Below are 14,465 nucleotides of genomic sequence, written 5' to 3' on the forward strand. Positions count from 1 at the left end.
TTATCCATCCTCTAGTGTTAAATAGAGGGTCTGTGACTTCACTGAGCTGGTCGTAGATTTGTTGGTTGAATATGTCTTGCCAACTGTCTACTTGGGTTTCTGATAGTTCGGGGTTGCTGGTGGTTGTGCTTTGAGTTTCTGCTACTATGTATCCTACTAGGCGTTTGTCTCCTGGGTTGTCTTCTCTTGCTACTACTACTGTTTCTTTGACCCCTGGGTATGAACTGAGGACTGCTTCTATTTCTCCTGTTTCTATTCGATATCCCCTGATTTTTACTTGGTGGTCTATTCTACCAATAAATTCTATGTGGCCATCTGGTAGATAACGTGCTAAGTCTCCTGTTTTATATAACTTTGTGGCTTGTGACTTATCAAAAGGGTTGGAAATAAATTTGGAGGCTGTGAGTTCGGGGCGGTTGTGATACCCTATTGCTAAACCATTTCCTCCAATATGAAGTTCTCCAGGCACTCCTATGGGGACTGGTTGTAATTGGGAGTCCAGGATGTATACTTGTGTATTGGATATTGGCTTACCTATAGGTACTGATTTTTCTAGATTACTATCAGCTTTAACTGGGAAACAGCAGGTGAATGTGGTGTTTTCTGTTGGCCCGTAACCGTTGATTAGTTGACATCCTGGCAGTTTTTCTACTACTTTCTGCACATGGGTGGCTGATAATACGTCTCCTCCTGCTAATAGTTGCTTGACTGGGAGTAAGCTTTCTAGTTGCTCTTCTACCATTAGTTGGAATAATCCTGCACTCAGCCATAGGGTTGTGACTTGGTTTTCCCTAATTGCTGCTCCTATTTCTCCTAGGGAGGGTTGATGGGGTGGCATTACTGCCAGGGTTCCTCCGTTGAGTAGACTACCCCAAATTTCAAATGTTGCTGCATCAAAGGATATGGGTGCTAATTGTAGGAATATGTCTTTTTCTGTGAGGTTAATATAGTTGGTATTTTTTACCAGTCGTACTACTCCTTGATGTCTGATGTTCACTCCCTTGGGTAGACCTGTTGAGCCGGAAGTATACATCATGTATGCCTGATGCTCTGATGTTATTGATACTTTTAGGTTTTCTGAAGTTGCTGTGTTTGGTATATCTGCTTCCAGACATATTACTTGAGTTGTTGTTTGAGGTAGATGATGTTGCCATTTTTCTTGAGTCAAGATGATGGGTAGTTGAGCATCTTCTACCATGTAATTGAGACGCGAAGTTGGATAATTCGGGTCTAATGGCACATAAGCTCCTCCTGCTTTGAGTATGGCAAGTATTCCTATTACCATCTCTACTGAACGATCTACACATATTCCCACTCTAGTTTCTGGTACTACTCCCAATTTTTGCAAGTAATGGGCTAGTTGATTGGCTTTGCGATTTAATTCTGAGTAGGTTAGCTTTTGCTCTTCAAATACTATTGCTACTGCATCTGGGGTTTTCTGGACCTGCTCTTCAAATAACTGATGGATACATTTGTCATCTGGGTAATCTGTTGTGGTGTTGTTCCATTCTACCAGTATCTGCTGTAGCTCTGGCTGTGTCATTAATGGCAACTTGCTAATAGGTTGCTCTGGTGTCTCAACCAATGCTGATAGCAAGTTTTGATAATGTAATAGTATCCGTTGAATCGTTTCTGCCTCAAACAAGTCTCGATTATAGGCACAAAATCCTTTGATTTCTTCTCCTACTGGCCACAGGTGTAACTCTAGGTCCATCCGCACTGTCATCTCTACTCCAGCTCCTTCGTACCAACCCACTTCTAAGTTAGGCAAGCGGAAGGATGGTTTTAAGATTTCCTCCTGCTGAACGGCAAACACTACCTGAAATAAAGGGTTTTGCGATAGTGCCCGTTCTGGCTGCAACTGTTCTACCAATTTCTCAAAGGGTATGTCTTGGTGAGTATAAGCTTCTAAAGTTGTTTGTTTAACTCGGTTTAATACTTCTGTGAAACTAGGGTCTCCTCCAAGGTCTGTGTACATGACTAGGGAGTTGACAAAGAAACCTATTAACCCTTCTATTTCACTGCGGTTGCGGTTAGCTATGGGTGAACCTACTGCTATACTTTCTTGACCACTGTAACGAGACATCAATACTTTGAATACTGCTAACAGGGTCATAAATAGGGTTGTTCCCTGCTTTTGGGTGAGTTCTTTAACTTTTGATGTTACTGCTGCTGGTATGTTTATCGGTATACCTGCTCCATTAAAAGTTTCAACTGGGGGTCGGGGATGGTCTTTTGGTAGTTGTAGTTGAGGTAAGTCTTGGAGCTTTTGCTTCCAATAGTTGAGTTGGGTCTGGAGGGTTTCACCTTGTAAGTAGTTCTTTTGCCACACAGCAAAGTCGGCATATTGTATGGGCAACTCTGGTAATGAGGATGGTTGGTTTTCCAGTATGGCAGTGTAAATAGCTGAGAGTTCTTTGGGTAACACTGTTAGTGACCAGCCGTCGCTTGCTATGTGATGTAATGTAATTTGCAGTATGTGTTCTGTTGTTCCTAGTTGAAACAACTGAGCCCGTATGGGGGGGTCTACTTCCAGATTGAATATTTGTTCGTTTTCTTGTTGGAGTAGTTGTTGTAGTTTACTGGTTTGCTGAGATGGTGTTAACCCACTTAGGTCTTTTTTGGGTAGTTCTAGTTCAAAAGAGGGTTTAATTATTTGTACTGGTGTGCCATTGATTTCACTAAAGGTGGTTCTCAGGGTTTCATGGCGAGCGATGATTTGGTTAAGACTTTTTTGTAGGGCTATATAGTCTAATTGCCCTACTAGATGTAAGACTAATGGCATATTGTAGGCGTTGCTACTCAAGGCCATTTTTTCAATAAACCATAACCTTTGCTGTGCATAGGATAATGGTGGGGGATTGCCATTCCGCTCAATAGGTTTTATTTGAGACTGCTGTGAGTATACAGATTGTTTGGCACTGTACAAAAAACTGAGGACTTCTTCTTTACGTTCCCGCAGTTGAGCTAGCAATGTAGGTGTAAGTTTTCCTTCAGGAGCACTATAGTGTAGTTGATCTCCTTCAAGCCAAAGTTGGATATCTTGGTTGCGAAGCTCAAATAAAAACTCTTCTATCATTTGCATTTGTTTCATATCTAGAGAACTCCTTGATTACGTTTGTTAGATGTGTTATCTTGAAAAATTGGATGTGTTTTTGCTGCCCAAATACAGGCATCTATATATTTACTTATACTTTCCACTGTAGAAGATTCAAATATTTTCTTTAAAGGAAACTCTATATCAAAGGCTTGTCGTATTCGAGACACAACTTGAGTTGCCAGTAAAGAATGTCCTCCTAAATCAAAGAAATTGTCATGTATTCCTACCTTTTCTATTCCCAACACTTGTGCCCAAATTTCTGCTAAAACCTTCTGTGTCTCCGTCTCAGGAGCTACATACTCCGTTGACACACTACTAGCCACATCCGGTACAGGCAAAGCCTTACGGTCTAGCTTACCACTGGGAGTCAGTGGCAGTTGTGACAACACTACAAACCCACTCGGTATCATATACTCTGGCAACCGCTCTTTCAGATACTGTTTCACTGTGTCTATTTGTTCTATCTCTGATACTTTTGGGTTTGAGCTAGCTGGGGTTTTGGTTTCTAGCACTAGGTAGGCAACTAGACGTTTATTACCTAGGTTGTCTTCTGTGGCGACAACTACTGTTTCTTTGACTATAGGATGTTGAGTTAGGGAGGCTTCAATTTCTCCAGTTTCTATCCGGTATCCTCGCACTTTGACTTGGTGGTCGAGGCGCCCTAAAATTTCTATGTTGCCATCAGCTAGATAACGACATAAGTCTCCTGTTTTATATAATTTTGTGGCTCTTGAGTTCTCAAAAGGATTGGGAATGAATTTCTCGGTTGTGAGTTCTCGGCGCCTCAGATAACCATTTGCCAGACATACCCCACCAATGTAAAGTTCTCCTGGAACCCCCACTGGCACTGGTTGTTGCTCACGGCTGAGAACATAAAGTTGAGCGTTAGCAATCGGACGACCTATGGGGGGAAGTTTCGGCCAGTTATCGGCATCTCCTTGTAATGTGTAAGCAGAAACTACATGGCTTTCTGATGGTCCATATTGATTTTGCAGTCTACAGTTCGGTAGTCGCTTCATCATCTCCAATAGGTCTGGTGTCACCTGCAATTGTTCTCCTGCTGTTATCACCTCACGCAGTTGTGGCAAATTTTGGCATTGAGAAGCCACTGAGGCCAACTGTTGCAAAGCTACAAAGGGTAAAAATAGTCGCTCTATTTGGTTGTGAGTTAAGAACTCCATCAATGCTAACGGGTCACGCCTCAGCTCTGAAGATACTAACACCAGAGTACCCCCATCACACCAGGTGGAGAATATTTCTTGGAAGGATACGTCAAAGCTGATGGGGGCAAATTGTAGAGTTTTTGCCTCTTGAGCAACTATTGTTTCCTCATGTTGCCAATGGAGCAGGTTCACCAGAGCGCCTTGATTCATGGCCACTCCTTTTGGTTTACCTGTGGAGCCAGAGGTATAAATTACATAGCCCAAGTTTGATGGTTTGACTTCACTGCTCAAATTGCCTTGAGCACAGTCAGACCATAGATTTTCATTACTATCCAAATACACTATCTGAGCTTGATGTTCTGGTAATAATGTAAAGAATGATTCCTGGCTCAGTAATACGGACACTTGGGCATCAGAAACCATATAAGCCAAACGTTCTGATGGATAACTGGGGTCTAATGGTACATAAGCTCCTCCGGCTTTGAGTATGGCCAACAAACCTACTACCATCTCTACTGAACGCTCTACACATATTCCCACTAGGGTTTCTGGAGCTACCCCCAATTTTTGCAAGTAACGTGCTAGTTGATTAGCTTTGCTATTTAATTGAGAATAGGTCAGCTTTTGTTGTTCAAATACTACTGCTAATGCATCTGGGGTTTTCTGAACTTGTTCCTCAAATAACTGATGGATACATTTGTCTTTTGGGTAATCTGTTTTTGTGTTGTTCCATTCCAGCAGTATCTGGTCTCGCTCTAGCTCTGTCATTAATGGCAACTGACTAATAGGTTTTTCTGGAGTCTCTACTGCTACTGAGAGCAAGTTTTGGTAATGTGACACCATCCTGCTAATAGTTTCGGCTTCAAACAAGTCTCGGTTATAGGCACATAATCCTTTGATTTCTTCTCCTGCTGGCCACAGGTGGAATTCCATGTCCATCCGCACTGTCATCTCAACTTCTAGCTCTTCATACCAACTTACTTCCAAGTTAGGTAAGTTGAAGGATGGTTTTAATATCTCCTCCTGCTGAACGGCAAACATCACCTGAAATAAGGGGTTTTGCGATAGAGACCTTTCTGGTTGCAACTCTTCTACCAATTTCTCAAAGGGTATGTCTTGGTGACCATAAGCTTCTAGGGCTGTTTGTTTGACTCTGTTTAATACTTCTGTAAAACTAGGGTCTCCTCCCAGGTCTGTGTACATGACTAGGGAGTTGACAAAGAAACCTATCAATCCTTCTATTTCACTGCGGTTACGGTTAGCTATGGGTGAACCTACTGCTATACTTTCTTGACCACTGTAACGAGATAGTAATACTTTGAAGGCTGCTAACAGGGTCATAAATAGGGTGGTTCCCTGCTTTTGGGTCAGTTGTTTAACTTTTGATGTTAGTGCTGCTGGTATGTTTATGGGTATACCTGCTCCATTAAAAGTTTGAACTGGGGGTCGGGGATGGTCTGTGGGTAGTTGTAATTGAGGTAAATTTTGGAGCTTTTGCTTCCAGTAGTTGAGTTGGGTTTCAAGGGTTTCACCTTGTAAGTAGTTCTTTTGCCAAACTGCAAAGTCGGCATATTGTATGGGTAGTGAGGGTAATGGGGATGGTTTGTCTTCCAGTGTGGCAGTGTAAATAGCTGAGAGTTCTTTTGGTAATACTGTGAGTGACCAGCCATCGCTGGCTATGTGATGTAATGTGATTTGCAGTATGTGTTCTGTTGTTTCTAGTTTTATCAACTGAGCACGTATGGGGGGGTCTACTTCCAGATTGAATGAAAGCTCATTTTCTTGTTGGAGTAGTTGTTGGAGTTTGGTGGTAGCTTCTGATGGTGTTAACCCACTTAGGTCTGTTTTGGGTAGTTGTAGTTCAAAGGGGGGTTTGATTATTTGTACTGGTGTGCCGTTGATTTCACTGAAGGTGGTTCTGAGGGTTTCATGGCGAGTGATGATTTGGTTGATACTTTTTTCTAGGGCTAAATAGTCTAGTTTACCTACTAGATGTAGGGTTAATGGCATATTGTAGGCGTTGCTACTCAAGGCCATTTTTTCTAGGAACCATAGCCTTTGTTGTGCATAGGATAACGGCGGAGGATTGCCATTCCTCTCAATAGACTGAATTTGGTTTTGCTTGGAGTCTGTCTTTAAATTAACTTGTTGTAAAAAATTGATAATTTCTTGCTTACGATCGCTTAGTTGCATCCGTATATCTGATGTCAATACTCCCTCTGGAGCATTACAGCGCAGGCGTTCTTCTTCAACCCATAATTTGACATCTTGATTAGCGAGTTCGTCTAAAAATTTTTCTAGTGTTTTCACAGTTCGATTTCCTCCCGTTTTTCTTGATTATCAGAAGCAGTTTGTAGTCGTTTTACTAGAGATAAGTTTATATAGTCATCCATCGCTTCAAGGTCAGTGCTTAATTGAGCAATAGTAGGATTTTCAAATAGCTTACTTATAGGTAACTCCACTGACAATGCTTGTTGTACTCGAGAAATAACCTGAGTTGCTAACAGTGAATTGCCCCCCAACTCAAAGAAATTATCATAGATACCCACCTGGGATACCCCTAACAAATCCTGCCAAATTTGAGCAATTTGACGCTCCGTCTCATTCCTGGGCTTTACCCTTTCTTGAGTTGAACGACCCAAATTACTCTGAGAAAGTAAACCTATGTCAATATTCCCATCCTCAGTCAAAGGCATTTGAGCCAACTCTACCACAGCACAACTACTAGGTTTACCCACCGCATCCTGTACCTGGCGCTCCAGAACACTCACATTTGGTTTACCTTTACCGTTAGTAGTAAAGTAAGCTGTTAATTGTTGCAGACTATCGGAAGTAGAGGTCAACCTTTTGATATTAAAATTACCACCATCCAAACCCACTATCAAGTCAGGTTTGTCATGGCATAAACTAGCTAACAGTGAAGACATACCTTGAGATAATCCCACTGCTAGATAACCCTTAGCTTGAGTTAACTGCTTCATCTGATAACCCCGACTCATCCCCATTTCATCCCACATACTCCAAGCTAAACAATAGCTGTTTAACTGACTCTGATAACGTTGATAGTAAGAAAAAGCATCCAAGAAACTATTAGCTGCTGCATAAGCTCCCACTGTTGTGCCACCAAAGAAACCATTAATTGAGGAAAAATTGATAAACAAACTCTTTGGTTGCAATTCTGGCAATTGATGCAACACCCAAGTACCTATGAGCTTAGGCCGTAACACCTCAGCCAAACTCTCTGGTGTTTCCTCCATGAGTAAACGCTCCTGCATCAACCCTGCCAAATGAATCACCCCATCCAATTGTGGAACCTGCCATTCAGACAAAGTTTGCTGTACTACCTCCTGCACTGCTTTTTGATGGCCAATATCTACCCCTTGATAAATCACCTCACCACCTAGTTGTTGTAATTCTTGGTAAGCTTTGATTTTCTCTGCTAGTTTACCCCCTTGCTGTAAATAAATTTTCCAACTGTTACTATCTGGTAGAGCGGTACGACCTAACAACAATAGTTTAGCCTGATAATGCTCCAGGAGATACTTGGCAATTTCTACTCCTATTCCTCCTAAACCACCACTAATAATGTAAGTTCCTCCTGTTTTGAATGGTAACGGTTGTTTGGGTTTTGAAGGCAGGTCGATTTTCTCCAAACCTGATACCCAACGCTCTCCATCTCGATAAGCAACTTCTGAATCTTTGGCATCAATAGTTAATTCCTCAAGTATCCGATCGCTATTGACTTCTAATGATTCTTGTGGTAGGTCTAGATGCCGACAATGCCAATGGGGGTTTTCCTGGGGAATAGTTTTCAATAAACCTGGTACTGTTGCTTTTTGATATGCAATTGCTTCTTTGGGATTGAGGGACTGACTATTATTGGCAATATACAGTAATCGTACTGGATAATCTGGGTTCTGATTACCGAAAGTTTGTAGAAGGAATAAAAGGCTATAAATTCCTGTTTTTTGTGCTCTTTCTAAAGTTTCTGTGTCAGTAATTTCGAGACTATATTTATCATAATGCCACAGGTGAATAATTGCTCCTATTTGGAGATTTTCTGCTCCTAAATCTTGGTACAATTGTTGATAGTATTCTTTCTCATCTGGAGCAATTATATAATGATTGTTATTGACTTTACTGAAGGTTTCTCCTAGTTCTATCTGCACATAAGCTTGAGAATTTTGTTCTAATTTTTGGCAGAATTTTTGACCTAATCCTAAGTCATCTATAAATACTAAAACCACTTCATCTTTGGTGAGTTTTTGTGGTTGAGAATTTCCTGTTTTTTTCCGCCATACTTTTTGATAGAACCAATCAGGAATTGTATTAGTATTTTCGGTAATTAAATCTACCCGTTTTAAGATTTCTTGGTATTCCCCTGTGGCAAATTTTTGACTCATTTGAGTTCGTTGAATCTTACCTATGGAAGTTTTGGGAATTAATTCTTTTTCTAGGGGTATTAAATAATCTGGATTAATTCCCATGCGATTGACTACTTGTTCTCTGATGGTTTTCAATAAGGCTAATAACTCTGTATATTCGGTTTTTTCACTATTGAAAAATATGGCTAATTTATCGGTATTGCTGTTAGTTTCTCGCACAGCACAAGCTGCGGTGTAAGAAACTTCTATTTCTGGTAATTCTTCTACTGCTGATTCTATTTCATGGCTGTAGTAGTTTAATCCGTTGATAATAATTACGTCTTTTTGTCTGCCGGTAATTGTTAAACTGCCGTTTTTGAGAAAGCCTAAATCTCCTGTGTTAAACCAACCATCTGCGGTAAAAGCTTCTTGATTTGCAGTTGAATTTTGATAGTAACCTAATGTAACTGATGCTCCTTTTACTTGCACCCGTCCTATTGTTTCTTCTGAGACTATCTGGTTTTGATTATCGACTATTCTGATGGCAAATCCAGGAATGGGAGACCCTACTTCTACAAATTTCTGACCATCATCTGTTGAGTCTAAGGTAAACTGATGAGAATAGGCTACACCAGATGCAGTTTCTGACATCCCCCAAGCTGGGTGCATGGCTGTTTTTGGTAATTTCCATTTACTCAGTAGTTTGACAAACTTTCTGGCGGTTTTGGCGACAACTGCTTCACCTCCATTGAGTAAGAATTTCATGGAAGATAAATCCCATATTGACTTGGTGCTTGGTTGATCGGGATGGTTTAATTCTTCTAAACGCTGATTTACTAATTCGTAAGCAAAGTTAGGTGCCCAGGTAATTGTTGTCCGATATTCAGACATCAAATCTAACCACCGCGTCGGTGCTTGCAATATCTCCTGTGTTGGTACATGAATTTGCTGACATCCCAAATACACATCCCTGATATGAAACATCACTATTCCCCCTACATGATCTAGAGGAAACCAATTTAAGGAAATATCTTCATCAGTAAAATTGTTAATCTGTGCTGTTGCTGCACTACGACTTAATAAACTGCGATGACTCTGCATCACTGCCTTTGGCATCCCTGTGCTGCCTGATGTTAGGAGTAAAATTGCTACATCTTCTGGTTGAGTGCTATGTAAGTTGCTGTCTGGTTCAGCGTCACGTAATTTTTCTATGGTTTGTACCTCGAATTTACCTAGATTCAGACGTTGGGACCATCCACTCACTGATGGAGCTAATTTCCTATCTGTGAGTACTAGAGGTTGTCCTAACATTTTCCAAGTATTTTCCAGTTTTGTTAGGGTACTGTGAGATTTGTCATAACTAGGGGGTATTGATACTGGTACTGGTATAAACCCTCCTAACACACAGCCCCAAAATGCACTGATAAAGTCTTGATTTGATTCTAGTTGAAAGATTACTTTGTCAGTAGGTTTCAATCCTAATTGCCTTAACCCTCCTAATATTCTTTGAGCTTCTACCCACAACTCTCTATAGGTTTGAGTGATTACTTCTTGTTCTGACTGGATATAGATGAGATTTTGATCTGGGTGCTGTTTTGCTGCTTGTTCTAATGCTTGTGCTAATGTAGTTGGTGCATTTTCTGGCCACTTGATTGCTTCTCCTTCACTGATGGCTTGTTTTTGGGATGTTGAGTTGGTCTTTAGTTGTGTGTCTGGAGATGATTTTTCTACTACGGGAGTTGCAACATGATTCGGCAGTTTGATTTGTTCTGATGGCAGTAAGTCTGATATGTGCAATGGTGGTAATTTTAATGTTTTCTGTTGCACTACTACTGCTACTTTTTCTATTTCTGGCAATGCTTTTAGTTGTGTTTCCCATCGTTGCACTACGTTATCGTCAATTACTGGGAAACGTGCTAACGCTACTTCGTCTACTTTTCCTTTGTGGGTTAACGGTAAACTCGACAGTGGAACAAGAGCTACCGGCATCATGTATGGGGGTAACTGCTGTTGTATTTGGGAGTGTAGTTGTTTCGGGTTCCAGACTCCAGCAACCACGACATAAGCTACCAGAAATGTTTGATGATCTAATACATAAGCTTGTTCTACTCCGGGGGCTGATAATAGGGCTGTTTCTATGTTTGCTAGTTCTATTCGCTTCCCTTTTAGCCATGTCTGCCGTTGTTTGCTACCTACTATTTCTAGATCACCTTTGTTGTGATAACGACCTATGTCTGTTGTTGGGAATAGTCTTCCTAATTGGGGGTGTTCTATAAATTCGAGTGATGTCTGTTGCTGCAGATAACCTCTGGCTAAACTGGAACCTCCAATATAGATTTCTCCTGGTACTCCTTTGGGCACTGGGTTTTGGTGTTGGTCTAGTAAATAAACTGATAACCGACCAGGGTTGCCTACGGGTACGTTTTCTCTGGTGGGTTTTTCTGACCAAGACCAGTGGGTGATTTCTCCTGCTGCTTCTGGTATGCTGTAGAAGTTGTGTAATGAAACTGGGTAGCTTTGGAGAAATTTGTGGGCTATTTCTGTTGATAGGGTTTCTCCACTGCAAAGAAGCGATCGCCAACTGTTGAGAGATCTTACCGAGTTAGTTGTGTTTAACCAGGTGGGTAGTTCTGATGGATACAGGTGAACTATGGTGACTTTGTGCTGGGCGATTAATTTCTGTAATTCTTTGGACTGGTCATTAGCAGCTATTACTACACTTCCACCACTTATTAGTGGTAAACCTATTTCTAGAAGAGCTACATCTTGACTCAGACAGGTTTTATGCAGCAGGATGTCTTGGTTTGTGACTTCTAAAGTTTCCTGTAGCCACTGTAAACGTTGAGTTATGCTGTGATGTTCTACTAAGATTTTATTGAGGATGTAGGCGAGGTTGTGACCCGTGATTGGTGTGTTTGGGTTGTCTGTATTTTGTTTGGCTATTGATTCCCACTCGGTGTTTAGACAGAGAATTTGAGCATTGGAGTCAGGAATTTCTGATTTCAAGTGGTCTTGGGTTAATATTACTCCAATTGACTGCAAATCCTGTAGATTGTTGGAGTCTAATGGTACATAAGCTCCTCCTGCCTTGAGTATAGCTAATAAACCAACAATTCTTTCTATAGTAGGGTCTATGTATATGCCTATTGGTATTTCTGGGGTTATGCCTAGACTTAATAGATGGTAGGCCAGTTGGTTAGCTTTTTGGTTGAGTTGGGAGTAGGTTAGTTGTTGGTCTTCAAATACTAAGGCTACTGCATCTGGGGATTTTTCAACAACGCTCTCAAATAATTGATGGATACATTTGTCTGCTGGATAATCTTTTTCCGTTTGCTGTGATTCTTGCAGAAGTTTTTGTTGTTCTGTTGCTGTTATTAGAGGGAGTTTTGAGATTTTTTGTTGGGGATTAGCTACTATTGCTTTTAGTAGGGTTTGGAAATGTTCCATCATCCTAGTGATGGTTGCTCTGTCAAATAGGTCTGTGTTGTAAACAAAATAGCCTTCTAGACCTGATTTTGCTTCCCACAGATGCACTTCTAAATCCATTCTAGCAGTGCTGATATCTTCTTCCCTCTTAGTCACCCTTAATCCTGGTAAATCCCAAGAGTTCATTGATGCTACATTTACGAGGTTAAATACCACCTGCACCAGAGGGTTGTAGCTTAAGTTCCTTTCTGGCAAAAGTTCCTCTACTAGCTTTTCAAAGGGTAAATCCTGATGTTTATAGGCTTCTTGAGTTGTATGTTTGACTTGAGTTAATAGTTGGGTAAAGCTAGAGTTATCTGAAAACTGAGAACGAAGTGCCAGGACGTTCGCAAACATACCAATTAAGGACTCAGTTTCAACTCTGTTACGGTTAGCAATTGCTGAACCTACTACTAGGTCAGACTCTCCACTATAACGATACAGTAAGACAAAAAATGCACTCAGCAGAGTCATAAATAATGTTCCACCTGACTCCTGACTTAGTTGCGTGAGTTTTTGTGTCAAGTTCTGATTGAGTTGAAATTTTTCTGCTCCTCCCTGGAAGCTTTGCACTTCTGGACGTGGGCGGTCTGTTGGTAGGGAGGATACAGGGGACACTCCTGCTAGTTTTTGTCGCCAGTAGCTCAGATGTTTTTCTAATACCTCTCCTGTGAGTTTCTGTCGTTGCCAGTGGGCGTAGTCGGCATATTGAATGGGTAGTTCTGATAATGGGGAGGGTTTTCCTTGAGTATAAGCTTCATACAATTTACATAGTTCTGAGGCTAATATTCCTATCGACCAACCATCATATATTATGTGGTGCATGGTTAACATTAATATATGGGTTTCTGGGCTGAGTCGTACTAGAGTGACACGCAACACTTGGTCTTTTTCTAGGTCAAATGGCTTTTCGGCTTCAGTGGTGGCTAGTTGTTTAAGTTGAGCCGATTTTTTTGTTTCTGGTAATGATTGTAATTCTATTGTTGATATATTTATCTTGGTGACTGGGCAAATTACTTGTATGGGTTTTCCATCTACGGAAGGGAAATTGGTCCGTAGGTTTTCGTGTCGCTTGACTATTTCATTGAGGCTTTGCTCTAAGGCTGCTATATTTAGAATACCTTCCAAGGTTAAACTCAACATACCGTTGTATAAAGGGTTATCTGGCAATAGCTGATGCCAAAACCACATCATTTCTTGACTGTAGGATAAAGGAATTTCTTGTTCCCTAGAAATCACTGGAATAGCTTGACCTTCTGAAGTTGGGAGCAACTGCTGCTGTCGCAGCTTTTCCAATACCTGTTCCCGTTGTTTTGGCGAAAGATTGGCCAGACGTTTTTTAATATCATTCATTATCCATCAACCTCAGCTAAAATTTGTTCGAGTATATTGCTGTCTACTTGCTCCAACTGTTCCTCAACTAAATTTTCGGCTAGTTTAGCTATGGTAGAGCTTTCAAACAAAGTAGTTAGGGGTATATCTATCCCAAAAGCCAGTCGCACACGAGACAGAACTTGAGTTGCCATCAAAGAATGCCCACCCAAATCAAAGAAGTTATCGTGTATACCTATTTGCTCTATTCCCAACACTTCTCTCCAAATCTCTGCTAATACCTTTTCTGTCTCCGTTTCAGGAGCTACATACTCCGTTGACAGACTATTGGCAAAATCTGGTGCTGGCAATGCCTTACGGTCTAATTTACCATTCGGTGTCAGTGGCAATTGGGACAACACCACATACCCAGAAGGCAGCATATACTCTGGCAACCTCGACTCCAGATACTCCCTCAACTGCGGTATGAGTTGTTTAGCTGTCTGAGAAGCCAAAGGATTATTTCCATAACCAGACCAGTTACCACCAATAACCGATTTTTGAGTTAGCGGTGTTAACACCATCCCCTCTTTAGCTAGCTCACTGCGCACAAACGTCGCATCCAGACATCCTGCACCACCCTGTGCTGCCCAACACAACTCTAGAGAATATCCTAAAGACTCACTCAGCTCATGTAGTTTTTCCGGGTCAATGCCATTAACTTCCTTCTCCTGTAATTTTTGCCTCAACTGCTGCACATTCTTAATTTCCTCTGTTGCTGAGAGTAACTCCACCCCAAGAACATCATTCTCCACTCGACCATTTACCACACCACTAAAGCAGATTGCTGGGGGTTGTTTTTGCTTCAGATATGCTTCAATGTCTTCATAATTCATACCTGCCCCCTTCTCTACTGGGGGTTCTATTACCGTTGCTGGTTGTGCCTCTATGTGCAACAGCACGCTATAGCGATATTTGGTCAGTTCATTGTTTTCCCTTCCCCTCTGTAAACGTATCTGTACATGAGTTATTTCTGGATGTTTTTCTTTGAGAGCTACAAAC

4 protein-coding genes are annotated in these 14,465 nt (G+C 41.2%); all 4 read right to left on the minus strand.

Features of this window, described 5'->3' with window-relative positions:
• A partial coding sequence (locus F6K23_RS38255) for an amino acid adenylation domain-containing protein (protein ID WP_293166104.1) occupies positions 1 to 3,094 on the minus strand: 3,094 nt, incomplete at its 3' end.
• 2 nt (positions 3,095 to 3,096) lie between these two features.
• Entirely contained in the window at positions 3,097 to 6,573 is a 3,477-nt protein-coding gene (locus F6K23_RS38260; protein ID WP_293166106.1) for an amino acid adenylation domain-containing protein, read from the minus strand.
• A complete protein-coding gene (locus F6K23_RS38265; protein WP_293166108.1) occupies positions 6,570 to 13,445 on the minus strand; it encodes an SDR family NAD(P)-dependent oxidoreductase in 6,876 nt (2,291 codons plus the stop codon). Before F6K23_RS38265 ends, F6K23_RS38260 begins: the two co-directional genes overlap by 4 nt.
• The coding region (locus F6K23_RS38270; protein ID WP_293166110.1) for a phosphopantetheine-binding protein at positions 13,445 to 14,465 on the minus strand (1,021 nt) is incomplete at its 5' end. The genes F6K23_RS38265 and F6K23_RS38270, both read right to left, overlap by 1 nt.

It is taken from the genome of Okeania sp. SIO2C9, from assembly GCF_010672455.1.
Lineage (GTDB): Bacteria > Cyanobacteriota > Cyanobacteriia > Cyanobacteriales > Microcoleaceae > Okeania.

Excerpts from the sequence above, each read along its gene's own strand:
- F6K23_RS38265 (WP_293166108.1), bottom strand. The coding sequence starts at position 13,445 with ATGAATGATATTAAAAAACGTCTGGCCAATCTTTCGCCAAAACAACGG.